The sequence below is a fragment of the Peribacillus sp. FSL P2-0133 genome (assembly GCF_037975445.1).
Classification (GTDB): domain Bacteria; phylum Bacillota; class Bacilli; order Bacillales; family DSM-1321; genus Peribacillus; species Peribacillus simplex_E.
Map to the genome: position 1 here is coordinate 3,618,416 of NZ_CP150254.1, position 25,038 is coordinate 3,643,453.

Annotated in this window: 25 protein-coding genes; 4 read left to right on the forward strand and 21 right to left on the reverse strand. The window is 40.2% G+C overall.

The genetic code is table 11. From position 1 onward, the window contains the following. Positions 1–108: 108 nt before the first annotated feature. Both MKY17_RS17305 and MKY17_RS17310 read right to left on the reverse strand, forming a co-directional pair. Positions 109–579 carry an endolytic transglycosylase MltG gene (locus MKY17_RS17305; RefSeq protein ID WP_098370698.1) on the reverse strand — a complete coding sequence of 157 codons (471 nt, stop codon included), beginning with the start codon at positions 577–579 and terminating at the stop codon, positions 109–111. Further along, positions 569–949: a hypothetical protein gene (locus tag MKY17_RS17310; protein WP_286176968.1), complete on the reverse strand. Its 381-nt coding sequence runs from the start codon at positions 947–949 to the stop codon at positions 569–571. The genes MKY17_RS17305 and MKY17_RS17310 overlap by 11 nt, the downstream gene beginning before the upstream one ends. Positions 950–1,460: 511 nt before the next feature. On the opposite strand from MKY17_RS17310, the gene MKY17_RS17315 reads away from it, so the two are divergent. Next, the gene (locus tag MKY17_RS17315) at positions 1,461–1,907 is read left to right on the forward strand and encodes a DUF5392 family protein (RefSeq protein WP_098370699.1); all 447 of its coding nucleotides are present in this window, start codon (positions 1,461–1,463) and stop codon (positions 1,905–1,907) included. A gap of 195 nt (positions 1,908–2,102) precedes the next feature. Here the strand turns inward: MKY17_RS17315 and MKY17_RS17320 are convergent, their stop codons facing one another. From MKY17_RS17320 to hmpA, 13 genes are all read right to left on the reverse strand, one after another. Continuing rightward, the gene (locus MKY17_RS17320; RefSeq protein WP_098370700.1) at positions 2,103–3,134 is read right to left on the reverse strand and encodes an SRPBCC family protein; all 1,032 of its coding nucleotides are present in this window, start codon (positions 3,132–3,134) and stop codon (positions 2,103–2,105) included. A 65-nt stretch (positions 3,135–3,199) separates the two neighbouring features. Next, on the reverse strand, positions 3,200–4,642 hold the full coding sequence (locus MKY17_RS17325; protein WP_098370701.1) for an aldehyde dehydrogenase family protein: 1,443 nt from the start codon (positions 4,640–4,642) through the stop codon (positions 3,200–3,202). Between the two features lie 75 nt (positions 4,643–4,717). Next, positions 4,718–6,148: an amino acid permease gene (locus tag MKY17_RS17330; protein WP_098370702.1), complete on the reverse strand. Its 1,431-nt coding sequence runs from the start codon at positions 6,146–6,148 to the stop codon at positions 4,718–4,720. Positions 6,149–6,206: 58 nt separating this feature from the next. Then, positions 6,207–7,388 (reverse strand): Glu/Leu/Phe/Val dehydrogenase dimerization domain-containing protein, encoded by a 1,182-nt coding sequence (locus MKY17_RS17335; protein ID WP_098370703.1) that lies wholly within the window; start codon positions 7,386–7,388, stop codon positions 6,207–6,209. An 85-nt stretch (positions 7,389–7,473) separates the two neighbouring features. Continuing rightward, positions 7,474–9,138: a thiamine pyrophosphate-dependent enzyme gene (locus MKY17_RS17340; protein WP_098370704.1), complete on the reverse strand. Its 1,665-nt coding sequence runs from the start codon at positions 9,136–9,138 to the stop codon at positions 7,474–7,476. An 83-nt stretch (positions 9,139–9,221) separates the two neighbouring features. Beyond that, positions 9,222–10,715, reverse strand: a complete 1,494-nt coding sequence (locus tag MKY17_RS17345) for a sodium:solute symporter family protein (protein ID WP_098370705.1) — start codon at positions 10,713–10,715, stop codon at positions 9,222–9,224. Then, positions 10,715–10,906, reverse strand: coding sequence for a DUF3311 domain-containing protein (locus MKY17_RS17350; RefSeq protein ID WP_098370837.1), 192 nt, complete (start codon positions 10,904–10,906; stop codon positions 10,715–10,717). Before MKY17_RS17350 ends, MKY17_RS17345 begins: the two co-directional genes overlap by 1 nt. An 85-nt stretch (positions 10,907–10,991) precedes the next feature. Then, positions 10,992–11,966, reverse strand: a complete 975-nt coding sequence (locus MKY17_RS17355; protein ID WP_098370706.1) for a hydroxyacid dehydrogenase — start codon at positions 11,964–11,966, stop codon at positions 10,992–10,994. A 187-nt stretch (positions 11,967–12,153) separates the two neighbouring features. Then, positions 12,154–14,088 (reverse strand): sigma 54-interacting transcriptional regulator, encoded by a 1,935-nt coding sequence (locus MKY17_RS17360; protein ID WP_179891025.1) that lies wholly within the window; start codon positions 14,086–14,088, stop codon positions 12,154–12,156. 692 nt (positions 14,089–14,780) lie between these two features. Continuing rightward, a complete protein-coding gene (locus MKY17_RS17365; RefSeq protein WP_098370708.1) occupies positions 14,781–15,215 on the reverse strand; it encodes a general stress protein in 435 nt (144 codons plus the stop codon). Between the two features lie 80 nt (positions 15,216–15,295). Next, positions 15,296–16,543: a glutamate-5-semialdehyde dehydrogenase gene (locus MKY17_RS17370; protein ID WP_098370709.1), complete on the reverse strand. Its 1,248-nt coding sequence runs from the start codon at positions 16,541–16,543 to the stop codon at positions 15,296–15,298. A gap of 37 nt (positions 16,544–16,580) precedes the next feature. Then, the gene (gene proB / locus MKY17_RS17375; RefSeq protein ID WP_098370710.1) at positions 16,581–17,669 is read right to left on the reverse strand and encodes a glutamate 5-kinase; all 1,089 of its coding nucleotides are present in this window, start codon (positions 17,667–17,669) and stop codon (positions 16,581–16,583) included. Between the two features lie 334 nt (positions 17,670–18,003). Beyond that, positions 18,004–19,212, reverse strand: a complete 1,209-nt coding sequence (hmpA, locus tag MKY17_RS17380; protein WP_098370711.1) for an NO-inducible flavohemoprotein — start codon at positions 19,210–19,212, stop codon at positions 18,004–18,006. A 171-nt stretch (positions 19,213–19,383) separates the two neighbouring features. Between hmpA and MKY17_RS17385 the strand changes: the two genes are divergently transcribed. After that, a complete protein-coding gene (locus MKY17_RS17385) occupies positions 19,384–19,848 on the forward strand; it encodes an Rrf2 family transcriptional regulator (RefSeq protein ID WP_098370712.1) in 465 nt (154 codons plus the stop codon). Between the two features lie 15 nt (positions 19,849–19,863). On the opposite strand, the gene MKY17_RS17390 is transcribed toward MKY17_RS17385, so the two are convergent. The 3 genes from MKY17_RS17390 to MKY17_RS17400 form a co-directional block, all read right to left on the reverse strand. After that, positions 19,864–20,316, reverse strand: coding sequence for a hypothetical protein (locus tag MKY17_RS17390; RefSeq protein WP_098370713.1), 453 nt, complete (start codon positions 20,314–20,316; stop codon positions 19,864–19,866). An 84-nt stretch (positions 20,317–20,400) separates the two neighbouring features. Then, positions 20,401–20,586 (reverse strand): zinc-finger domain-containing protein, encoded by a 186-nt coding sequence (locus MKY17_RS17395; protein ID WP_098370714.1) that lies wholly within the window; start codon positions 20,584–20,586, stop codon positions 20,401–20,403. A gap of 5 nt (positions 20,587–20,591) precedes the next feature. Continuing rightward, the gene (locus MKY17_RS17400) at positions 20,592–21,263 is read right to left on the reverse strand and encodes a reverse transcriptase-like protein (protein WP_286176971.1); all 672 of its coding nucleotides are present in this window, start codon (positions 21,261–21,263) and stop codon (positions 20,592–20,594) included. Between the two features lie 222 nt (positions 21,264–21,485). On the opposite strand from MKY17_RS17400, the gene MKY17_RS17405 reads away from it, so the two are divergent. Further along, positions 21,486–21,899, forward strand: a complete 414-nt coding sequence (locus MKY17_RS17405; RefSeq protein WP_098370715.1) for a reverse transcriptase-like protein — start codon at positions 21,486–21,488, stop codon at positions 21,897–21,899. Then, the gene (locus MKY17_RS17410; RefSeq protein ID WP_098370716.1) at positions 21,883–22,791 is read left to right on the forward strand and encodes a DMT family transporter; all 909 of its coding nucleotides are present in this window, start codon (positions 21,883–21,885) and stop codon (positions 22,789–22,791) included. Before MKY17_RS17405 ends, MKY17_RS17410 begins: the two co-directional genes overlap by 17 nt. 44 nt (positions 22,792–22,835) lie before the next feature. On the opposite strand, the gene MKY17_RS17415 is transcribed toward MKY17_RS17410, so the two are convergent. The 3 genes from MKY17_RS17415 to MKY17_RS17425 form a co-directional block, all read right to left on the reverse strand. Then, entirely contained in the window at positions 22,836–23,117 is a 282-nt protein-coding gene (locus tag MKY17_RS17415) for a DUF6123 family protein (protein WP_260398150.1), read from the reverse strand. A gap of 120 nt (positions 23,118–23,237) precedes the next feature. After that, positions 23,238–24,113, reverse strand: coding sequence for a 5'-3' exonuclease H3TH domain-containing protein (locus MKY17_RS17420; protein WP_098370839.1), 876 nt, complete (start codon positions 24,111–24,113; stop codon positions 23,238–23,240). A gap of 85 nt (positions 24,114–24,198) precedes the next feature. Beyond that, positions 24,199–25,026 (reverse strand): sulfurtransferase, encoded by an 828-nt coding sequence (locus MKY17_RS17425; RefSeq protein ID WP_098370718.1) that lies wholly within the window; start codon positions 25,024–25,026, stop codon positions 24,199–24,201. Positions 25,027–25,038: the final 12 nt, after the last annotated feature.

Sequence of the window (25,038 nt, forward strand, 5' to 3'; positions counted from 1 at the left end):
GTAATCATTCCCTCAGCAAAACGAGAAAAGGGTTCGGGATGAGACCATTAATAACACCCTTTTGTCGACATACAGAAACGACCATCATATCGATGGTCGTTTTTATGTTCATTTAAATATGATGGAAATTATTTTTTCCGTCGTCATCGCACTATCTACCACATACGTTCCAGGTCGTAATCCGTTGGCCTTGCCTTTCTTTTCAACCGCGTCAAAAAAATCATTGGCATTTTTAATGACTTTTGCCTTTTGTAGGTTTTTACCCACATCGATGCTTGTCGAGCCTTTAGACACAGTAAGAACTGTACGGTATATGATTTTTTCTGCTGGTTCTTGTACCGTTTCTTTTTCCGCTTCCACTTTATCTTTAACCGACTGTGCTTCAGCAATCTGATCTTCCCATTCTTTTTCGGAATGTATGACATACCCTTCTGAAGCCAGAGACTCTTTCATTTCATCTTCTGATAGTTTCTCCGATGTGCCGGTCGCTTCACCTGGACCAAAGAAGTACACTGCACCGCATAAGCCTGCTGCAACAACAATGCCTCCGGCAAAGCTGCGCATTGATTTAGATGTCATTGGCCATATTTCTCCTTTCATTCTTAGTTTTTATGTAAGGAGTAAGCATGCGCTCTATTTCATCTTCCGGCTGTTTTGTCTTCAGTGCGATGCTTTCAAATGAATAGCCTCGCTTATGTAGGTCGAGTACTTCACGCAACAAGATCCGCGTTTCGGAAGACATTGCTAGAACGCCTGCCTCTTGCACCGTAATTTCAGCATCTATCTCGATGTTCCTGATTTTTTCCTGTAATACATTCATTTCATCTCCAAAAGTGATAGCAACCTGTTCCAATTGACTGTCCACTTTTACAGAATCCTTTTTAATAAACGATAAAATGAACAGTAATACTGCTGCAGCAAACAAAATGATCAGAGCCCATTCCATCATTCTATGTCCCTCCTTAATCTTTGAATCTAATATCTCGCTTTCTAATTATATATTGATTTGTTCCAAAACTCGATTTAAAAGAACAAAATACCACAATAGTCACATATTTATGACAAAAAAAGGCGCAGGGTGGCCATTCATAACTATTAATGATGAAAAAACGAAAAACATGACTTCCATTTGAGGACCATTTTACCATAATCCATCCATCATTTATACCATTGTTAATATATTAAGGCAAATGATCTTTATTTGGCATCCTCATACTGCAAGAACGCTGTCTATCTGAGTTAGTTCAACACATATAATTAGGCATTCCATTCATCACCCACATACGTCAATTTCGTTTACTTTTCCCTAAAAAAGTCCATGGGGTATATTAAATGACAAACACGTTTCCAAACGATAAAATATATATTATCAGGTTCCTTTTCCTGTTTCATTAAATAGGTACAATTTTTTTTAGTGCCATATACTTATTGGGTTCATGCAAGATAATAAGGAGGAAACAATGAATATCAAAATAAATAATATACCGGGCTTCATGCAAGCCGAACTCGAACAACTTCAATCAACATTGTCCCCCTTGTTGAAAAAAAATATGAAATACGGTTTTTTTTCGACGGTGATGATAGGCTTTTCCATCATTAATCTTTTTTTTCTTTTATTTAAGAACGAATCTATACCCATCTCGAAAATCGCACTTGGAATCTATGCATTGGTGGGAGCTGTTGGATTTGCATTATTAAAAGAAAACAAACACAACAAAAGGGAAATAGTGAAAATGAGTCAAAAATATATGTTGGAGAGAATCAAAAAAAGCAGCTATTTAACAGATGCCAGAAAAAGTAATTACTTTAAAAGAGTAAATGAGCATCCGCTTACTGCCATGAATGTTTTTTTTGAGTTTCTTGCTGAAGAACAACAATGGAAGAACAAGTCCTCACACCCGGAATAAATAAAAGGCAGTTCGCAAATTTCATAACTTTATCGGTCGTTCAAATAAGCAAAGAAAGTCATCACAAATAAAACAACTCAACCAGTATGCTCCGGTAAACTACCGAATCACACTGGTTGGTTGCTTAAGAGCTATTAAATTTACGAATTTCTCTATTAACGTTTCTTTTTTAAATGCTTTCCAATTGGCAGCTAGTTAGTTCTGGAGGTTATTATCAATAAGTTCATGAAAATAAACTGCAGCATGTTCAGTTGGAGAAAAGATACCATTTGTAAATGCCTCGGAACTTAATCCTTTTTGCAATTTTTCCACCAGTTCAAAATCTTCCTGCCGTACTTGATCAACAAATTTAAAATATTCTTCTTTTTCTATGGTTGTTTTTTCATCGAGGGAGTAATCACGATAAATACCTAACGACGTCTCAGCATCAACAGGAATTACTTGAATGGTATTCACATTCCCGTCTCCTGGATAAACGTTAATCATCATATTTGGCCAAACCCAATAAAAACGTGCTTGGTCACCCTCACCATTCTTGCTTACCGTCATATATTGATAGGTGAATTTGTCGTGTGTCGTTGTGCAAAAGTTTGATAAATCAAAAGATTTCGCAAAGCCAGGATGAGCAATGGAACAATGATCACATTCAAGGTAATTGTCAACAACAGCTTTCCAATTAGCTTTAACTACACGGCGGGTTTCCCTAACTAGTTTCAGTGAATCAAAGAAGGGATACTCTTTCATTTCCTCTAAAAATTCCTGATATGCTTCTGCCATAGAAGGTGCATTTTTGTCTAGATTGACAAAAATCATAGCATTCTGAACTTCTAAGCGTATGGATTTCATACAGCTGTGTATACCCAGTTCATTCGTTTTAAAATTAGGAGCTCTATAAACACTTCCATCTAATTTGAACGTCCATCCATGGTATCCGCATTGTAAAATTTTTTTATTTCCTTTATCGGAGTTTTCTACTTTCATTCCGCGATGAGGGCAAATATTGTAGAAAGCACGCAGTTCACCATCGGTACCGTGAGAAACGATAATAGGCTCTCCGGCGATATCCAATGTCATGAAATCACCCACTTTTTCAACTTGGCTTGCATGCCCCGCTAATATCCAGCTCTTTCTAAAAATTTTTTTACTTTCTTCATCGAATACCTTTGGATCAACATACCGTGAATATGGAAGTGTAGGGCTGAACTGTACATTTTCTTTAGTGGACATATTGAAAATCCCTCCTGTATTATGATCTAATTTAAAGTTTAAAAAACGCTTGGTACAATTTATTGTTATACCCGATCCATATAGACTGTCTTGACTTCTGTATAGAATTCAACGGCACTCTTCCCTTGTTCACGGCTGCCTGCACTTGAATTTTTGCATCCGCCAAATGGCATTTGCGGTTCAGTTCCTGCTGTTTCCGAATTGACATGGACAAGACCCACTTCGACATCTTCAATAAACCTTTGAGCCGCCGTTAAATTATTCGTGCAAATTGCTGCGCTCAATCCATACTCTGTATCATTCGCCATCATAACTGCTTCCTCATAATTTCCTGCCTTAAACAGGGCGATGACTGGTCCAAAGATTTCTTCACGTGCAATGCGGGCATGCTGAGCAACATTTTCAAAGATAGCCGGTCGGACATAATAACCGTTCGCCAATTCCTCTTCAGTCGGAATCTCTCCTCCACACAATAGCGTTGCTTCTGATTTCCCAGCATCAATCATTTCAAGCACGCCATCGCGTTGTGATTTAGATACAGCGGGACCAATATATGTTTCTTCGTTGAGCGGGTCGCCCACTTTTAATTCTTTCGTTCGGGCGACAAGACGGTCACGGAATGCTTCATATATTCCTTCTTCCACAATCACCCTGCTAGTGGCTGTGCATTTTTGCCCAGTGGACTTAAAGGCTCCGCCTACAGCAATTTCCACTGCTTTTTCTAGATCAGCATCAGCTAGTACGACGAGCGGGTTTTTCCCTCCCATTTCCACTTGCACTTTCTTCCCATGTTCAATGGCTTGTTTTTGAATTTGCTGACCTACTTGATTCGAGCCGGTAAAAGATATAGCCTTCACATCAGGATGTTCCACTAATGCAGCACCAATGACGGAACCCCTTCCGAATACACAATTAATGACTCCAGCCGGAAGACCCGCTTCATCAAATGCTTTTATCACATGATAGACCGACTTAGGTGTAAGATCAGCCGGTTTAATCACGACTGTATTTCCGTAAATCAGGGCAGGCGCCAATTTCCACACAGGGATGGCAATTGGAAAGTTCCATGGTGTAATCAACCCCACCGGACCGAGCGGGGTACGGGTTGTGTACAAAAATGTATTGGCATTCGCTGAAGGAATCACTTCCCCAAGTGGCTGCCGGGCTTCAGCAGCATAATATTCAAGAATGCTAGCAGCTCGATTGGCTTCCCCCATCCCTTCCAAGAATGTTTTTCCTTCTTCCTTTATCAAATCCCGACCTACTTCCTGCATATTCTTTTTCAAAATATCAGCTGCTTTCTGCAAGTATGAAGCCCGTTGCTGAAACGATAGTTTTTTCCAAGCAGGAAATGAACTTTTTGCGGCAGCCACTGCATCATGTAAATCTGTGGCCGCACTGGATGGAAATTCCCCTAAATTTTCTCCATTATGGGGACTAAGATTTTCCTTATACTCCCTAGTAGTTGGTTCTTGCCATTTTCCGTTAATATAATTTAAGTAACGCATACGATTTCCTCCCACTTTCTATTGATGGTAGATTTTCTTTATGGTTGCACTTTGTCGGCATATGAACAATAATTTCTATTGAACGAAATCATTGGGCGGTTCATTCGATAATGCCGGAACCTCTATTCTCCTTCTCGTATATCTAAAATAGTAAAATATATAGCAAGCAATGACGAAACCTAATCCCCAATACAACGAATTACGCTGTGTCGGGTCATAAGCGGTGAAAACGAAAATACCTAGACACATAAGAATGCAGAGAATCGGGACAAATGGGAAGAAAGGTACTCTGTACTTCAGATCTTCAACCTTTCCGCCTGCTCTGATATACTGTTTACGGAATCTGTACTGTGCGAACGCAATCGCCATCCAAGTAAGCACCCCTCCAACACCGCTTATGGAAAGTAGCACAACAAATAACGTTTCTTCCGCTACTACACTAGTAAGTAGCGACAGCAAGGCAAAGACCATGGTGACGAGTAAGGCATTAAAAGGTACACCGCGCCGATTGAGCTTTCCAAATGCAGAATGCGCCATACCATTTTGGGAAAGGGAGAAAAGGATCCTGGTACAAGCAAACAGACCCGTGTTCCCAACAGAGAGTACCGCCGTCAAAATTACAAAATTCATAATGTCAGCTGCATAAGGAATGCCTACCATTTCAAACACGGTAACAAATGGGCTTTCCAGTACCCCGACTTCTTGCCACGGAACGATAGCCGATAGAACAAAGATTGCTAGGACATAGAAAAGCAGCACACGTATTACGATGTTTCGAATCGCTCTCGGAATGCTTTGTTGCGGGTTTTCCGTCTCTCCTGCTGCAACACCCATGATTTCCGATCCCTGAAATGCGTATACGACTGTCATCATCGATATAAACACACCAGTGAATCCTGTAGGGAATAGTCCATCACCTATAAAATTGGAAAAGAACGGGGCTGGTTTTGCATCCTCCATATGAATCAATCCAAACATAGCTGCCGCACCGATAATTATGAATAGAATAACGGCAAGTACTTTAATCCCGGAGAACCAATACTCTGTTTCTGCGAAACTTCTCGTTGTTAAAGCATTTATAGTGAATAAAAGTACCGTAAATATCACACACCATATCCATACTGGTATATCGGGAAACCATCTAGTCATAAGCAAACCGGCCGCTACAAATTCCAATCCTACGTAAAGAGCCCAGCTCAGCCAGTAAATCCAGCCAATTACAAAACCAGTGGCGGGTCCAATAAATTTCGTTGCATGGACCTGAAAGGAACCGGACACAGGCATCACTACCGATAATTCACCGAGACAAATCATCGCCAAGTACATTAATACACCACCGACCAAATAGGCAACAATCGCTCCCGAGGGTCCAGCTTCACTGATTGCATATCCTGATCCCAGGAAAAGACCTGTTCCAATTACCCCACCTAAGGAGAGCATGAATAAATGTCTACTCTTCATTGAACGCTGTAATTCTTTTGGCTGATTTTCATGTTCTGTTTGCATGAATTCCCCCCCGTTTCTGATCGATAAACTGCCTGAACACTTTTATGATTAACACAGGTTAACGGGAATTCCCCGATAACACTTCGGGAGGCTCTGCATATTCCGGCAAGTCACTGATTGTCGGTTTAAATATTTCATAAGCTACTTCTCTTTGATATTTATTTTGGTTTTTAGCTTGTGTAAACAAGTGATACGTATTTTTCCTGCATAGTTTTTCAATATCATCAACGACAGCTTGTGGATTTGGTTTAACTAGTCCAAAAATAACCACATCATAAAATCTTATCGCCCCCAGGTTGGCAACGAAATCATTGACAACCTCAATTCCTCTTTGTTTTATGATTTCGTCTCCCTCAGAAGAAAGGGGAATGTTTGCCGCCTCCACAATCAAGCTCGCTTTTACGCTTTTAGCATTAGATCTGTGGATGACATCCTCCAGTGCGGACGGAATTAAAATGTCGCACTCTATGTCGAGCCATTCCGTGTTTGGCCTTACATCATAATGCGGTTCAAAAAATTCTTTATCCATTTCTCCGTACATGTTCTTATGATCAATTAGCTTTTGGACATCTAATCCTTCTTCACACGTTACCAAAAGAGCTGCATCGGAAATTCCCACAACTTTATAACCTAACTGGGACATTTTCAATGCACAGCTTGCTCCTACACAGCCGAATCCTTGAATGACAACTCTCGCTCCACCTTTTCCGCTTTTAAATTTCCATGCCTCATCTGCGGAAAATGCCACACCATAGCCTGTTACGACATCGTTTAAAAACAACCCGTCGATTTTTGTCGTCAACAGTTCATCGAAGTCTTTTATCCCTTGCAGAACATTCGGATTCTGCTTCATTGATTTCGTTAGTGGGATATCAATACCAAATTCATTAAATATTTTGAGCACATCTTCATATTTGGTACCTAAATCACTGCCTAAAGATACTCCTATATCTATATAAGGCATCATCGCAATCAGAAATCTTCTTAACACTGCATATGCATCTGGCGCTTTATAATCATAGGCAATGCCCGCTTTACAACCTCCAGTCGTCTCAGACTCACAGGCTACATACTTATAAGCCATAGCCTCGGCCAACCTTTCGACCTCTTCTCTTGTAACCGTTGGGTGCATTCTTGTACCGCCGCCTGTGTAGCCTTTTACAAAGTTATGGACGACCAGCCAGCCTTTAGCATCTGTTTCCGTATCATTCCATTCCACAACTAAATATGGTTTTAACAACTATGAAACCTCCCTTAAATATCTTACTTTTATTTGTTCCTGCTAACTTACAATGCAAACAATACCAAAGCAGTCATGCCGGTAATTAATTGTTTGATACCAGCTTTTCGTTTACTTCCTTCTTGTCTTGGCCTACAGATAGAATCTTTGGATTGACTGCAACTTCGATTACAGCCGGCAGCCCAGAAGCAATCGCCCTTTGCAGCGCTGGCGCAAAATGACTATTTTTTTCAACCTTTTCACCATGTGCTCCAAATAAGCGGGCCAATTCGGCAAAATCAGGATTAGACAAGTCAGTTCCAACGACCCGATTTGGAAAATGCTTTTCTTGATGTACACGAATTGTTCCGTAAGTATTGTTGTTGACAACAATTGATATGGTCGGAATTTTATACCGTACAGCGGTTTCAATCTCTTGGAGAGTCATCATAAAGCCGCCATCTCCTGAAATTGATACAACATGTTTGTGAGGCTGCGCCAGCTTTGCCCCAATAGCAGCAGGCAGCCCATATCCCATCGCACCCGACGTTGGCCCTACGTATGTGTTTTCTTGTTCAAAACGGTAATATTTGGATAGCCATCCGAAAAAGTTGCCAGCATCATTAGTAATGATAGTATCCTTCGGCAGACAGACGGCAAGATCATGCATCAATCCATCCATATCCACGAAGTCTTCTGTGTAGTCGGCCTTCGGTTCAGAAAATTCCATATATTTATCATGCAATTCTTTCAAATGATCTTCGCTTGAAATAATAGATCCTGGTTCTGGCGCTTGCAGTGCTTGTTCCAAGAAGCTCCTGGCATCTGCCTCAATTGCAAGAGAAGGTGCATACACTTTACCAAAAATATCGGGACAAATATCCACATGGATCAGCTTTGAATTTTTAGAAAGCAATGTGTAATCTTGTGTTCCTACTTGAGAGAACCGTGTCCCTAATGCCAAAACTACATCTGCATCCCGGATTGCATCAAGTAAATATTGTGGTGTCCCAAACCCAAGCCATCCTGCATAGCAAGGATGTGAGTTCGGAAACGCGTCAAATCGACGGAAAGCTGTAACGACAGGAAGTTTCATTGCCTCCACAAACTGTACAAGCAACCTGTTGGCTTTAGCATGAATCACACCTCCACCAGCAATCAATACGGGACGCTCCGCGTTTCGTATCATATCCAGCGCCTGCTTCACATCTTCCATATGTGGTTGAGGAGGAAGCGAACGATAAGAAGGATTTATGTTCAACTCTGCCTCATCTTCTAACATGTCATGCGGCAAAGCCACCAATACAGGGCCCGGACGCCCCGATCGCGCAATATGGAACGCCCGTTGCAATAATTCCGGGATCCTTTCCACACGATCGATCTCTACCGTCCATTTACATAAATGACTGAAAAAACCCGTCAAATTCACTTCCTGGAATGCTTCCTTTTCTTTAAAAGGGCGTTCGACTTGGCCAATAAGCGCAACCAAAGGGGTTGAGTCTTGAGCAGCAGTATGAATGCCGATAGCTAAGTTTGTAGCACCCACTCCACGCGTTGCCATACAAACTCCTACCTCTCCCGAAGCCTTGGCATACCCTTCCGCCATAAAAGAAGCACCCCCTTCATGCCTGGCGGAAATAAGTTCTATTTCAGGATGTTGATATAGTGCATCCATTACACTAAGATAACTTTCACCTGGTACACAAAAAGCTTTTTTTACCCCTTCTTTAGCCATTACTTCTACGACTGCTCTTCCTCCACTGACTTTCATAATCAAGCCTCCCGCTTTCAAGTACGTGTTATTGTTCTAGTAATTTATGATTATATTAAAATTGGACTCATTCCCACTATCATTTAACTAGTTTTGTCCATTCCTGAAGCTTGTTTATTATCTTCTTCCATCCCAATAGATGTTTTTCTTGTAACGGCACTCACTCCCAAAGTTACTGCAATGTTGATGAATAATACAGCTAACCCTACATCAAGATCTTGTATTACTTGCGGTAGAGATGGAAATAAAGTAGCAAGTGTCGTACCTGAAGTAGTCGAGTATATGACAATTAGAATGCCAACGACCATTCCGGCAAAAGCTCCTTGAACGGTAACGGGATTCTTTTTCCACAGACTAAAAAATAATGCTGGAAACAACTGTGCCATGAAGCTATATGCCATAAGATACAACGTAAAAATCGACTCCCCGCCATTAAACGTAAAATATAGAGTCACTATAGAAATGACAGGTACTAACATCCTGCTCAGTCTTTGAAGCTGTTCATCTGAAGTATTCGGCTTCCACACCTTATATACATTTTTGGAAAGTATCGTGGCAGTAGCCGTCAACACGAGTGAACTAGGTATAAGGGCGGCCATCGCCCCTGATGCTCCAATAACTCCAACAAACCAGGGATCAAATGACATCTTCGCCATTTTAAATAAAGCTAAGTCTGCTTCTGCCCCCTGTAAATTCGGAACTTGGAGAATCGCAGAAAAACCAATAAATAACGAAAAAATGATGATTACTTGATAAATTGGCATAACCCCAGCATTCCAACGAAGTGATTTTGGACTTTTTGCAGAGAACACTCCCGCCAACATATGAGGAAACATATAGAATGCCAGTGCTGTCATAATCGTAGCTGAAATAAACCAAGAGATACTCAAACCTTGTTCCGGGAAAATCAAAAAACCTTGTTTTGCTGTATCGATTGCTTCAAACATCGGCTGTAAACCACCGTAATAATGAAGAGGAAAATAAATCCCCATGATGACGACAACAGTCAGAATCATGATATCTTTAATGACCGCGGTCCACGCTACTCCATGCATCCCTGAAGCAGTTACATAAATTGTGATCGCAATGACACTTACAACTATAGCCACATTTGGCGAAATGGACCCATAAGAGGCTTCCGATACGATAATTCCTAACCCTTTTAACTGCATGATCAAATATGGAATAATTGAAATGACGCTAATTACCGCCACAAGAACTCCTAAAGCCGGACTATTGTACTTTTTATCATAAAAATCAGATTGAGATATGACATTATTTTTTTTTGCATATCTCCAAATAGGCGGCAACAGCCAATAGGCGATTACAAAATAGAAGCAATTGAAAGCGTATAAGGCAGGAGGCATACCTGATCTATAAGCTCCGCCGCTTGCCCCCAAAAACGTATATGTCGTAAACATTTCACCTGCTATCAAGAAGAAGAGCAAAAAGCTGCCGAAACCTCTTCCGCCTATAGCCCATTGTTCCAAACTCATATTTTTACCTTTTCGAGCTTGAAGCCCTAACCAAATACACAGAACCAGAAAGAAAAGGATAACAAGCAGGGCTTCATTCATCAGTCTTCTTCCTCCTCGGTTGCAGGATCAAGTTTATTAGCAATTATTAAAAACACTGATGTAAGACAAACCCATAATATGGCCCAAAAAAGAACAAATGGCATCCCTAAAACATAAGGTTCAATCCGATTGATAACCACAAGCGAGCCAAGTGCCGGTATTGCACTTATCACAAAGATTATTTTCTTCATTTGTTCACCATCCTTATCAACAAATGCCAAACTTGAACCATCCAATCCTTCGTTTTCTGAAAAAACAGATATTTTTCCAGTGTTATTACCTTGACAGCCCTTTAGTTAAGGGCTCATTTACAGCCCAATTCGGTTTCAGGCCTGTAAGAACTTGTTCCACTTGCATTGCTGCATGTACAGCCATGCGTATCGAGCCTTCCTTCGTCAATGCCGCATTATGAGGACTGACAATCACATTATCCAATTTAAAAAGGGGATTCCATTTATCAGGAGGCTCAACTTCAAATACGTCTATTCCAGCGCCGGCAATCTGGCCCGCTTGCAAAGCATTTACTAAATCACTTTCCTTCACTACACCGCCCCTGGAAGCGTTTACAAAATAAGAAGAAGGTTTCATCCAGGAAAACTCACGGCTTCCTATTATCTCTTTTGTTGTTTTCGTTAACGGCAGATGCAAGCTAATAACATCAGAGTTTCTGAATACCCATTCTAAATCTGTTACTATCTCCAACTCCGAATTCGTTCTGGCTGTAACATAGGGGTCGTAGCCAATCACTTTCATATCGAAGCCTTGGAAAGCCTTTTTTGCCAGTATTCTACCGATTCTCCCCAGTCCGATGATCCCCAAAGTCTTGCCTTCCAAGTCCATGCCAAAAAGTTGATTACGAATAGCAAAATTCCCGCTGCGCAGTTCTTTATCAGCCAAGCTTAAGTTTTTGGACAATGATAAAATTAATGCCATTACATGTTCAGCTACAGAATTCGCATTTGCCTCTGGGGTATTTGTTACATAAATGCCACGCTCTGTAGCAGCTTCGATATCAATATTGTCCAAGCCCACACCATACTTGGCAATCACTTTGAGGTTTTCAGCTGCTTGAATAACTTCTTTATTTATTACAGCCGTTGATCTCGTTAGTACTGCATCACAACCCTTGATTTCTTCCATAAGAATTTCTTGCGATAGATCAGACCCTACTTTAATCTTATAGCCTTTTTCAACTAAATAACTTTTCCCCTCTTTCTCAATATCTTGAGGAATATACACTAAATGACTCACCTTCACACCAACCTTTCATATTAACCTTGAAGGAAAAATCTTTCCTACTGCATTGTTATATATACAATTATTGTGCCAACATAAAAAACATCAGTTTATAAAGGAAAGAAGCCAATTAGTTCATATATTAAGACATAAATAAAGTTAACAAATTGTTTCAAAATGAATTAATTAGTTTCATTACGTTTCAATTTGTTTCAATATTCAAATTTTTCATCTTTCTCCATAAAGTCGTGCGACTCATCCCTAACTCAAAGGCAGCTTTTCCTTTATTAAAATTAACCTTAATTAACATTTGAACAATTCTTTCACGCTCGGATAAATGCATCCCAGGTGACATATCCATCTCTTCGTCTTGTTTCGACAGCTGTATTTTCTTTTTACTTCTATTGGGGAAATACAATTCAATATCGTACACATCAATTAACTTGTCTTTATAAAGAGCGCATAATCGCTCACAAAAATTTTGCAATTGGCGAATATTCCCTTCCCAATTCTCTTCGCTCAGCTTTTTCATGGCAGTATCCGTAATCTTAATTTGTTTTTGATCCGAATGACCTTTCTGAATAAAAGAATTCACCAATAACGGAATATCTTCTCTGCGTTCCCGAAGTGGAGGCAATACAAGGTCCAGTACACTCAAGCGATAATATAGATCCTCCCGAAAGTCATTGCTTTTCACCATTTGCATGAGGTCTTTGTTCGTTGCCGACACAATTCTCACATCAACCGGAATTACTTTATCATCACCGATGCGCATGATTTCCCGCTCTTGGAGGACACGTAGCAGCCGGCTTTGCATTTTTGGGGAGATTTCCCCTATTTCATCTAAAAAAATCGTACCTCTATGAGCCAGTTCAAAAAATCCTTGTTTTCCGCCTTTCATGGCTCCCGTGAAAGCTCCTTCTGCATATCCGAAAAGCTCACTTTCCAATAAATTTTCGGGAAGCGCCGCGCAATTAATGGCTACAAACGGGTTATTTTTCCGGTTGCTATGATTATGTATGCTTTGGGCGAATATTTCCTTGCCCGTTCCAGTTTCTCCAATTATAAGAATGTTTGAATCTACTTCACTATAACGTTGAGCTGTTTCAATCGTCCTCTTAATTTCGGGACTTCGATACAATATATCATCAAATGTGTACTTAGCCACATGTCCGCGTGAATGAAGTTTTCTAAAGAACTTCCCTTCCATCTCTTGAATGCGGGTAACATCCTGAAAGGCGACCATATCCCCCACTTTTTTACCTTTTAAAAATATCCCAACTTTTTTTACCGATAATTGAATCGATTGGTAAGCAACGGTATCTTTTTCGTATTCATCGTCGCTTAAAAGCATATTACGAAATTTCCCGGGCTTTATTATATCGTATATAGAATTTCCAATTAAGCTCCCCTTGGAAATGGATAATATCTCCTGAGCCGCCGTATTAAATACAGATATTTGTCCTTTTAAATCTATAGCAATAACCCCTTCATAGGCATAATTAAGAATCGTTTGGTAACGCTTGGTCTTCTCCTGTTCCCTTCTGCTGACAAGAGCCACTCTTTTTGCCTCAATCAACGCCTGCCGAAATGATTCCTTTCCAGTGTCAACAAGAATGGCTCCCAACCCTATCTCTTCAGCATATTTACAGGTACTTAAACCACTTAACACCACCTCACAGCCATCTCTGGCTGCCAAATCCACTAAACTGACTGAGGACTCGATATCATTTAATATATAGGACTGAATTGGCAAATCAACAATATCCGAAAGGTTCTCCACGCCATAAATCATGTTTAACGCTCCTATAACGGCCACTTTTTTACTGCCAAAACGTGCCTTGCAATCATACAGGGAACGAATGAGGTCAATACCTTGTACAGGTATATCAACGATTGGAATGAATTCATTGCTTTCTTTTAATAGTTTCGTGATTAATCCCCTTGAGATGATCACATCAGCATCCAGCTTCAACTTCCCAATCTTATCGGCATCCTCAACTACCTCCTCTAAAACAAACTTCACTGAACCGTTATCATTGTTGTCCGATTCTTCCAACTTGTTGAATTCCTCAAATCTTTCAAAAGCATCCGTAATATACCCTTTTCGAGGAACAACGAGTTTTATTTTTATCAAAACACCCACCTCCAACGTAAATCATTTTGGTTTATTGGATATAAGCTCAAGCAACCTGTTATTTATTCTAGACCTAGTCATACAATGGCTTAATATTATCTAGAAAGCTAAGAATGCCGCAAAGGTTCTCTTTCAAAGCCGCAATAAGAAAGGTAATATCTTGAGTACAATTGAGACTTAAAAATAGTAATTCTGCATTTTATTTAGATATTAGAATTTAGAAAATGACTTTGAAAAATAAAAAACCCTTTATCGTGGTTTTTTTCATCATAAGGATTTCGATTGGTATTTAATATCATAATAGTCTGGTCATCCAGGTCATTACATTAAAACTTGCTTTTCTTCACTAGAATACGCTTTTTAACATTATCATCAGTATAATGATTCTTGGTGAAAATCATCATGAAAATATCCACTTTAATTTCTTAAGTGGTATCGTCATCTACTTTATTTTCCATAATTCCCCTTCCTCTCTCGGTAATAGGACTATATTCGTTTAATTCTTCATACAAATGTGGAATTCCTTTTGATTTTATAGTTACTGACAATAAAATTAGTCTACAAACATATTAACCCCGTTCAGGAAATCCTGAACGGGGTTTTTCAATAAATATTATTTTGAGTTTTTGCGGGCATTGAGCAGTTATCAAACTTCGTAAATCTGTTCATTCAAGGCGGGTTTACTTACGAACTTAAAAAGGATCGGCGATGACAAGGATTTTCCCTGCTTTAATATCCTCCACATATTGTTCGACTTCGGCTTCCTCAAGTCCAATATCCAATAATGGCTTTCTCAATCCGCCTGCTCCCGATGCTGCCCCGGCTGCGGCTCCGCCAAAAGTGGCGAAAATCGGTCCTGCTGCCAATATTGGACCAATTCCTGGTACGGCCAATGCACTCATTCCAATAAGCAGACCTGTTAATCCGACAGCTCCGCCGGCTGCTGCCCCAGCTACTAATCCATCAGTCTTTGCCGGGCCGACTTCCTCGGCTTCACTAGGTAATTTATCAATGTTTTTTGCCACTACTGATATTTGATCGGATGTATATCCTTGTTCCTTTAAGTTTTCGACTGCTGAAGTCGCTTCATTTGCATTTTCATATATTGCTATAAACCTCTTCTCCATGGTATCTGCTCCTTTAAAAGTAATGTATTATACAATACCCTTAATTGAGTTTTAATAACCTTCCATGAAAGAAATGAATTTCATTCCCGGATTTGCCCCTGGCCGTAAATGAAGTACTTGCTTGATGTTAATGCAGGTAAACCCATTGGTCCACGTGCATGCAGCTTTTGTGTCGAAATGCCGATTTCTGCGCCATAACCGAATTCAAAGCCGTCGGTAAAACGGGTGGAAGCATTGTGATAAACTGCTGCGGCGTCTACTTTATTCAAAAATGCGGAGGCGTTTTGTTCATCACTCGTCAGGATTGCTTCAGAATGCTTGGTACCGTATCGGTTAATGTGTTCAATCGCATCGAATACACCTTTTACAGTTTTAACGCTGATTTTTAAAGCCAGGTACTCCGTTGACCAATCTTCCTCTGTAGCTGTTTTCGCTCTAGGGAAGGCGCTGCAAACCGCTTCATCTCCATATACTTCAATACCCTTTTCGTCCAGGAGTTCCAAAATACGCACACCATTTTCTTCAAACCATTTTTCATGAATTAGAAGCCCCTCGATAGCATTGCATACGGATGGACGCTGAGTTTTACCGTTTAAGACAATTTTCTCGACCATCGTGATATCTGCGGTCTGATCGATGAAGATATGGCAATTGCCTGCTCCTGTTTCAAGAACGGGAACAGTGGACTCCTTTATGACCGTTTCAATTAAATTCTTTCCGCCGCGTGGAATCAAAACATCTAAATACTCATTAAGATGAAAAAGTTCCTTAGCGGTTTCACGACTCGTATCCTCGATCAATTGAACAGCTTCTACAGGAATTTCCGTATTCTCTAATGCCTTATGAATGGATGAGACTAGTGCAATATTGGAGTTTTTGGCTGACGAACTGCCTCTTAATAGGACGGCATTCCCCGTTTTCAAGGACAATGTAGCTGCATCGATGGTCACGTTAGGCCTGGCTTCATAAATCATCCCGATTACACCGATCGGCACCCGTAACTTTTTAATTAATAAACCATTCTCTTTTTCGATCGTCTCCAATTGTTCCCCAACCGGATCATTTAAATCAATTAAAAGCATAATGGCCTCAGCCATGTCGTCAATACGGTTAACATTTAACATAATTCGATCCAATGTAGACTCATTGAAGCCTTTTTTCCTGCCTTCTTCCAGGTCCTTTTGATTTTCTTTTATCAAAAAATCTTTATCGATAATGAGTTGCTTAGCAATGTTTCCAAGTGCCTCGTTCTTTTGTTCCGTACTCAATCCTATTAACTGATAACTGGCTTTTTTGGCTGCCTTTCCTTTCGCCGTCACTTCACTCATTTCCAAATGCCCCCTTTTCCTTCACTAAAATTGATTTTTATGCTTTCACCCATTTATCGCGATGAATCACTTCTATGGAAGTGATCACAAGCTCGGATGTCCTCTTTCCCATCGCCTGCTTTAATTCTTCGTCGGAGTAAAGGACCTCACCCCGCCCCAATAATCCATTTGCACCAAAGACTTCGACAACATCCCCCTTATTGAAGACTCCTTTAATTTCATAAATTCCAGCTGGCAGCAGACTGCTGCCATTTGAAACTAAGGCCTTTTCGGCACCCTCATCAACGAAAATTTTCCCGGATACTTGTGAATGAAGGGATATCCATTGTTTGTTTTTCGTTACCGTCGTCAAGACATCATTCCCAATATACGTGCCATCACCTTTGCCTTCAAGGATTGTTAGAAGTTTATCACTCCCATAACCAGAACCAATGAATACTTTCACCCCTAGAGACAATGCAGTTTGCGCTGCAATCAGCTTAGATTTCATACCCCCGGTTCCGACATTGGATCCTGCACCTTCTGCCATTTGCAATAAATCCGCCGTTACTTCGGATAGCTTGTCAAATCGTTTCGCCCCTGGATTTGTCTGTGGATTGGAATCATAAAGCCCATTAATGTCCGTTAATATGATCAAGTTGGTGGCGTGGACCAGCCCGCTTACTAAGGCAGATAGCATATCATTATCACCAAAAGTCAACTCCTCGACCGATACTGTATCATTTTCATTAATAATCGGAAGGATGCCGCGTTCAAGCAATTCCATCAATGTCGCATATGCATTTTTATATCTATCTTTTTTCGAGAAATCTTTCCTTGTTAACAAAATCTGCGCAGGAACGATTCCAAAATGCCCCAATTGTTCCATATATGATTGAATCAATAGGCTTTGCCCGACCGCTGCAGCAGCTTGTTTCCCCTTGAGAGTGACAGGTCTCGTAGGATAGCCGAGCTTGCGAAAACCTGTTGCTACAGCACCTGATGAAACAAGGACAACTTCATGTCCCGCTTTCCTTAAAGCTGCCACTGCCTGGATATGATCGGAAAATTTATTTTGGTCGATTTCACCTTTTGTGTTGGTCAAAGAACTACTTCCTATCTTTACAACGATGCGTTTCTTTTCCATCGATTACTTCCTCCAATAAATATCTAAGACATGAAAAAAAGCCCTTTTCATCCTCGAAATAAGGACGAAAAGGGCTGCTCTCCGTGGTACCACCTTCATTGAATGCAAGTTCATGCATTCCACTCTGCCTGATAACGCCAGGATTTGCGCCTATGTTTTGCATAGGACTCAAGAAGCAGGTTCTGCGTTTTCCTGTCGCGGGTCTTCCAGCAATTGACGCCGCTCTCTGTCACAGTGATTCTCGCATACTAATCTTCTCTCAACGTTCATTGTTTTAATATAGTATGCAAAATTATCTGCTTGATGTCAATAACATTCCTACGATGAATAAACCTTATAACGCTATTGCCGGGCCGAAGAACTCATAGTGAATTTTATCCGTATCTATCCCCAGCTCATTTAGATAAGTAATGATGGCCTTCATGAAAGGAACAGGGCCACACACATAATAATCAGCTTCAGGTTTAACAAAACCGCTCAATAATTCCTTATCGATATACCCTTCCTTTTTAAAATTCGGCAGGTTCATATCATCCTCACCCGGATTTTTAAAGACAAAGGATAATTGATAGCTGGTAAGCTTGTGGGCTAGTTCTGTCAGTTCCATTCTGAACGGCTGTAACCGACCATTATCGGAAGCATGAATGAATTGTACATCACGCTCAGGTGTTTGTTCAGCTATCGCATGGACCATACTCATGAAAGGTGTTATGCCAATGCCTCCGCTCAAGAATACTGCAGGTGTTCGTTTTTCCAAATCGATGGTGAAATCTCCTGCAGGAGCCGTTACGTCAATACTGTCACCAATCTGAATGGATTCATGCAAGTAGTTAGAGACCCTTCCATCAGGAGAGGTTCCCGGCTTTTCTTTTTTAACGGAAATCCGGAAATAATCTTTTCCCGGAACATCAGACAAGCTATATTGACGGTTGAATAAATAGCGTTCACCCGGTATCTCGATCCGAATGGTAATATATTGTCCAGGAAGAAATGATGGAACCTTCTCTCCATCTGATGGTTTTAAATAAAAGGATGTGATTACGTCACTTTCCGGTACTTTTTCCACCACTGTGAATCGTTTGAAATCAGACCATCCGCCGACCTGATTGGAAGCTTCGTCGTACATTTCCTTTTCGATGCTAATGAAAGCATCGGCAATGACCCCATAGGCCTCTCCCCAAGCTTGGAGGATTTCTTCTGTAGCTGAATCTTGTAACACTTCCTTGATTGCACCTAATAGAAATTCTCCAACAATGGGATAATGTTCGGCTTTAACGGCAAGACTTCTGTGTTTTTGTGCTATTTGCTTCACGGCAGGTATTATCGTTTCGAGTTGATCTATATATTTAGCTGCTGCCAAAACCGTGTTGGCTAGTGCATTTTGCTGGCGCCCCTTTTTTTGATTGGCGTGATTAAAAACATTTAATAATTCAGGATGTGCTTCGAAAAGATTTTTATAGAATACACTTGTGATTGTTGTACCATGCACTTCTAATACAGGTACGGTTGATTTGATAACATCAATAGTTTTTTGGGATAGCATAGGTAAACCCCTCTTCATAAACAAGTATTTTAAATACATGTTTATATTAAAACCTAAATGCATTAAAAGCAATATATTTAATACATCTTTTTCAAATAATAAGTTTTCATGTTTATAAAATGTTCACATTTATGATATAGTCAAATGGGGATAGAATGTGAGGCGATAAACATGAGGTTGACGAGTTATTCCGATTACTCACTTAGAGTGTTGATTTACCTGGCTTCCCACGACCAAAGCAAATTATCAAGTATTAAAGAGATTTCTGAAGTTTATCAACTGTCTAAAAATCATTTGATGAAGATTGTTCATAATCTTGGAAAATTAGGCTATATTGAGACGATTCGTGGAAGAAATGGCGGATTTCGGCTTGCAAAATCACCCGCAGAAATAAATGTAGGGGAACTTGTACGGCGAACCGAGGAGGATTTTTATCTAGTGGAATGTTTTAAAGATCACGATAACTGTGTGATTTCTCCCGTTTGTTCATTGAAATTTGTTCTTAATAATGCCTTGGATGCTTTTCTAAAGGTCCTTGATCAATATACGATTGCAGACTTCAGTGAAAATAAAGTGATGCTCAAAACCTATTTCGATTCGGTAAAGAAGAATGACGAAGAGCCCGATTTTTTATAATCGGGCTCTTTTTCATTAACCGAAGATTCGTTCGATCTGCCATTCCTTTTCCATTCGCAAATCCATGATTCCTGTACTGGTTTTCAATAAAACTTTAAGGGGATCGTATGGATTGATCATAACGACCGTCCCGATTCGTTCATTAGTAATCATGACTTCTTTTCCGACCAATGTGGCCATTAAACGATTTACAAATTCCAGCAGGATTTCCGGATTGAATTTACCGAACATGTCGCGGTTCATTTGCTCAATCACCTTATAAAACAGCATTTTACGTATATCTTGAAAGATGTTTTTCATTTGAAGAGAAGCTTCGTTGATTCTTTCATGAATCTTTACGTTAGGTTGTACATGATTCTCCGTTAAAGAAGATTCACCTTTTTTCAATTCTTCCATTATGAAATCAATTTCAGGTATGGTAAGAGTAGTATTGGCTTTGTTATTCAGCTTCCCTCTTCTATTTTTCATTGCTCTCACACTTTTATCTATTTATTACCTATAATGCCATATCCTTCATGTAATTGTGTCATAACGAAAGCAATTTTTGGGCACTTAAGATCGGTCACTAAGTTCATTTCCCAGGTGTTTTAATTTTTCACCAACCGTACATTCTGAAATACAGAACTGATGGGCATACGTCCGCCCTTTCTCTTTTCGAAAATGCTTTCGTAAAAAACAATCTTGGCAAAATGAAGCGAGAACATCTTCCACTTCTTCATATATTTTTTTCCTGTTCATTGTTGTTATGGCTCCTTTGACTCAGCAATTTCCATTTTGCTGAAAATGGCTTTTCCCTGCAGTGCAAGTGTTGCCAGGCGATCGGCTTCCTGGTTTTCCTTTCGAGAAATTGGCTTGCAGACAGGAATAATCTTTAATTTATCCAGTTTTGCTTCAATGCGGTCAAGCCATTTATTTAAGTTTTCTTCCATACAGGGCCATTCACCGGAAAGTTGATTTAAGACAACGAGAGAATCCCCTTTAAAGACACAGCTTTGATGGTGGATTCCAAGTTCGTCCATCTGCCTGACCGCTTCATGAAAGGCCGCATATTCCGCTTCATTATTGGATTCGAATTGCTCCAATTTCACATTGGTGCGTAACCGCCAGAACTTCTTACCTTGACGAAAATAAATGGCAACACCGATTCCTGCCACCTTTTCATCTTTTTGATAACCGCCATCAAAAAAAACAGTCACATCCTGCGGTTCTTCCTCAACTTCCGTCAGGAGTTTCTTTAGCTCCTTCTTTGTCCAAGTTGTATCGAATTCATCCTTGAACTCCACTTCTTTCAGCCTTCCTGCCTTTTCAAGATCTTCCGTAATGACCAGTGCAGTTCCGGCATCAAGCCAATCCGAAACGAAATCGGCAGATGGTTTTTTTGAAGCATGATATGTCCATTGCATAATTACCTTCAAAGATTTCCAGCTCCTTATCCATTCACCATTCATGCAGAACAGCTAACAATTTTCATACCTTTTTTTCGTCTTACCCTTTATAATATATTGTAAGCATTTGTATCGCTTTTTTTAATTATAGTTCCCAGATCAGCCTGAAATTCTCATGTTTCAATCTTTATTTTATATGAAACGTTTTATTATCATAGCATATTGACAGTTAAACTCGAGGAGGAGCACATCTTGATCGAAGTGTATATTGATGGTGCCAGTGCAGGCAATCCAGGGCCGAGCGGCGCAGGTGTTTTCATAAATAATAATGGTGTGGTCGAGCGGCATGCCTTTCCGCTTGGAAACATGGAAAACCATGAAGCGGAGTACCATGCTTTAATCAAAGCATTGGAAATTTGTGTAGCCAATAAGTATCAAATCGTTTCTTTTCGTACTGACTCCCAAGCCATCAACCAGGCCATTGAAAAAAGATTTGCAAAGAATAAGTATGCCATTTTGTTGGAACGGGCGCTAAAGCTTTCCGATGAGCTTGAATTATTTTTCATGAAATGGATTCCAAATCTCGAAAACAAGTCCGCGGATGAGTTGGCGAGACGAGCCATTCGATTGAATAAGTCTGAGGAAATTCATGAACAAGACAGCTGATTTTTCGTTATTATTCGTTGTATTCATCTGGGGTGTAACTTTTGTCATGGTCCAAAACGCCCTATCTTTTCTAGACCCCTTCACGTTTAATGCGGTCCGTTTCTTCATGGCATTCGTTTTCTTGCTCATCCCTTATATATCGACTTTACACAAAAAGGGGAAAACTTGGAACAAGGGTCTTTTTATGGCTGGGTTTCATATTGGGGTTTGGCTTTTTCTGGGGTATGGGCTTCAAACGATCGGATTGAATTATACAACTCCTGCGAAGACAGGCTTTATAACAGGATTAAGTGTCGTCATGGTACCCGTGTTTTCCCTGCTGCTTTTAAAACATAGGCTTTCCCGCAATACAATAATTGGTGTCGCAGCCGCAACCATCGGGCTTTATTTAATGACTTTCGCTGACCGCTCCAATTTGAATATCGGGGATTTACTGGTATTTTTATGCGCAATCAGTTTTGCCATGCAGATTATTACTACCGCTAGATATGCCAAGACCTTACCTGCTTTACCGTTGACGCTGATTCAGGTTTCCACCGTATCCTTATTATCATTTGTTTCAGCCTTCATTTTCAAAGAGAATCATTCCGTCATCTTCAGCTCGGAGGTCATGTTACAGAAGGACGTATGGACTGCTTTATTGGTTACGGCAGCCCTTGCAACTGCGTTCGCCTTTTTTGCACAAACCTTCTTCCAAGCATATACGACACCTACAAGAGTGGCGCTGATCTTTTCAATGGAACCGGTTTTTGCCGCGTTATCCTCATACATATTGATAGGGGAAAAATTGACTACCGCCTCCATCATCGGCTGCGCATTCATATTCTTGGGGATGATTTTCGCTGAACTGCCTGTTAAGAAAAAGAAAACCGTGACACAGGACTTTTCTTGAAAAGGCCAATAAAATAAATCGGACTTCCAGTTACGAAGTCCGATTTATTTTAGCAGCCCCTGTTCTTTTGCAAAAGATACCGCTGCACTACGCGTTTCAATGCCATTTTGTTTTAAGTTTTCCAAAAAGGAGATATAAAAGCTGCCATCAAAGTTCTTTTGTACCTTCAATGTCAATTCTATTGCTGCATTGACTAAAATATCACTCGCATCCGTGTAGCGCTTACCAAAATAAATAAAACCAATAGCGTCATTACCAAAAGTGAATCCCTTACCCTCTAAAAAACTAACATACTCTTCAGTTGACTTCGCCACTTTTGCATCCACTCCATACTTCATGCCTTATTTTCATCTTACCGTATATCATAGATTTTGACTATCCATTTTTCGACAAAAAAATCACCATATAAAATAAAAGAGCTCCCATTGGAAGCTCCGCTTATAGTATTAAATCATTCGCAGTAAAGCCCTGAATTCATGATCCCTAGCCAGATTTTTGACCTTCTCGCGATCATACTGATAGACCGCATCGTCCAAAGAACATGAAATTGGTACATCACATTTTATTTCTGCTAGCTTTCTGGATAAATGAAGCATATCGACGGCGGATTCAATTTTAGCCCGCTGCCCGTTCGTCAATGAAGCAACATTTTCAAGAATCCCTTCGATACTTTGATACTGGATCAATAATTTCAACGCTGTCTTCTCCCCAATTCCTTTAACTCCGGGATAGTTATCAGCTGTATCACCCATTAAAGCTTTTAAATCGATCATTTGTCTTGGTGTGATCCCTTTCCATTCAAAAAAACTATCGGGATTATGAACTTCATAGTTACCATATCCTTTTTTTAACAATAGCACGGAAATGTTTTCATCTATTAACTGAAGCATATCTTGATCGCCAGTCAATATACCCACCCGGCTATGTTGGGCAGATGCCTTGGCAATTGTCCCGATACAGTCATCCGCCTCATATCCAGAGAGCCCTATGTTAGGGATATCAAATGCTTCAACCGCTTGTTTCGCTAGGCCGAATTGAGGGATCATTTCGACTGGAGCTTCTGATCGATTAGCCTTGTATCCATCAAATAATTCATTTCTGAAAGTCTTGCTGCCCATATCCCAACACACCGCTACATGACTAGGTGAAAAGTGATTCACCGCCGTCAGCATATGCTTCAAAAAACCTTGAACGGCATTAGTCGGGATGCCTTTTGAGTTAATCATGAATTGACCAGTAACTGCCGTTGCATAAAAAGCTCTAAATAAAAGCGCCATCCCATCGACAAGCATAAAGGAAGGATGCTGCTCGTTTTCTTTCATTAACACATTATCACCTCTATCATGATGTACTTCCATTTTAACATAACTGTCCCCTTTTTTAAGGATCGTTTAATTGGAAAAAATATTATTCAATTGGATTATCATCATACGAGATCCAGTCACTGAAACTGCCAATATAAATCTTCACATCTTTAAAGCCCGCTTCTTTCAGGGCGATATAATTGGGTGATGCCGTTACACCTGAACCACAGTACACAATGATTTCCTTATCCTTACCGATGCCTGTAAAACTCGACTGAAGATCTTCCTTCTTTTTAAAATAGCCATTTTCGAGAACGTTCGTCCACACCTTATTTACTGCACCAGGTATATGTCCGGCTTTTTTATCAATCGGCTCCTCGATTCCCTCGTAGCGCTTAGATTCCCTTGAATCCATTAATACGAGATCGTCAGGCCTATTCATAGTGTAATCCTTCACTGTTTGAAAAGATGCAAAAACGGACTCATTTAAATCGATATGATATTCTGTTGGCACATATTTCGTTTGATTCGAGTCAATTGGATAGCCATTATCCCTCCAGGCGCGAAAGCCCCCGTTAAGAACAAAAACTTTCTGATGCCCAAGATAGCTGAGCAGCCAGACAAACCTGGAAGCAAAAGAACCTTCCCCGCCATCATAAGCAATAAGTACCGTATCATTGGTTATTCCATTTGATTCCAGTTTATTTTGAAAGGTTTCCAGGTCAGGAAGAGGATGTCTTCCGCCATGTTCTTGAACCTGCCCCGATAAGTCCTTTTCAAGATCGAAATAAACAGCGCCGGAAATATGGTCTTTTTTGTATTCATTATACCCCGCATCAGGAGAGCCTAGCTGAAAGCGGCAGTCACAAATTCTGATATCTCGAGAATTCAACATCGGCAACAGCTCTTCTTTTTCAATTATAAAACTCATCTGAAAAACCCC

What these genes read in the sequence shown, in the direction of transcription:
- MKY17_RS17315 (WP_098370699.1), top strand. Translation starts at nt 1,461, where the DNA reads ATGAATATCAAAATAAATAATATACCGGGCTTCATGCAAGCCGAACTC.
- MKY17_RS17390 (WP_098370713.1), bottom strand. Translation starts at nt 20,316, where the DNA reads ATGAAAAATAGAAGAGGGAAGCTGAATAACAAAGCCAATACTACTCTT.
- MKY17_RS17340 (WP_098370704.1), bottom strand. Translation starts at nt 9,138, where the DNA reads ATGAAAGTCAGTGGAGGAAGAGCAGTCGTAGAAGTAATGGCTAAAGAA.
- MKY17_RS17305 (WP_098370698.1), bottom strand. Translation starts at nt 579, where the DNA reads ATGACATCTAAATCAATGCGCAGCTTTGCCGGAGGCATTGTTGTTGCA.
- hmpA (WP_098370711.1), bottom strand. Translation starts at nt 19,212, where the DNA reads ATGCTATCCCAAAAAACTATTGATGTTATCAAATCAACCGTACCTGTA.
- MKY17_RS17370 (WP_098370709.1), bottom strand. Translation starts at nt 16,543, where the DNA reads ATGAGTGAAGTGACGGCGAAAGGAAAGGCAGCCAAAAAAGCCAGTTAT.
- MKY17_RS17330 (WP_098370702.1), bottom strand. Translation starts at nt 6,148, where the DNA reads ATGCAAACAGAACATGAAAATCAGCCAAAAGAATTACAGCGTTCAATG.
- MKY17_RS17345 (WP_098370705.1), bottom strand. Translation starts at nt 10,715, where the DNA reads ATGAATGAAGCCCTGCTTGTTATCCTTTTCTTTCTGGTTCTGTGTATT.
- MKY17_RS17420 (WP_098370839.1), bottom strand. Translation starts at nt 24,113, where the DNA reads ATGAAAGAAAACGAGCAGCATCCTTCCTTTATGCTTGTCGATGGGATG.
- MKY17_RS17350 (WP_098370837.1), bottom strand. Translation starts at nt 10,906, where the DNA reads ATGAAGAAAATAATCTTTGTGATAAGTGCAATACCGGCACTTGGCTCG.
- MKY17_RS17310 (WP_286176968.1), bottom strand. Translation starts at nt 949, where the DNA reads ATGATGGAATGGGCTCTGATCATTTTGTTTGCTGCAGCAGTATTACTG.
- MKY17_RS17385 (WP_098370712.1), top strand. Translation starts at nt 19,384, where the DNA reads ATGAGGTTGACGAGTTATTCCGATTACTCACTTAGAGTGTTGATTTAC.
- MKY17_RS17410 (WP_098370716.1), top strand. Translation starts at nt 21,883, where the DNA reads ATGAACAAGACAGCTGATTTTTCGTTATTATTCGTTGTATTCATCTGG.
- proB (WP_098370710.1), bottom strand. Translation starts at nt 17,669, where the DNA reads ATGGAAAAGAAACGCATCGTTGTAAAGATAGGAAGTAGTTCTTTGACC.
- MKY17_RS17425 (WP_098370718.1), bottom strand. Translation starts at nt 25,026, where the DNA reads ATGAGTTTTATAATTGAAAAAGAAGAGCTGTTGCCGATGTTGAATTCT.
- MKY17_RS17320 (WP_098370700.1), bottom strand. Translation starts at nt 3,134, where the DNA reads ATGTCCACTAAAGAAAATGTACAGTTCAGCCCTACACTTCCATATTCA.
- MKY17_RS17325 (WP_098370701.1), bottom strand. Translation starts at nt 4,642, where the DNA reads ATGCGTTACTTAAATTATATTAACGGAAAATGGCAAGAACCAACTACT.
- MKY17_RS17395 (WP_098370714.1), bottom strand. Translation starts at nt 20,586, where the DNA reads ATGAACAGGAAAAAAATATATGAAGAAGTGGAAGATGTTCTCGCTTCA.
- MKY17_RS17365 (WP_098370708.1), bottom strand. Translation starts at nt 15,215, where the DNA reads ATGGAGAAGAGGTTTATAGCAATATATGAAAATGCAAATGAAGCGACT.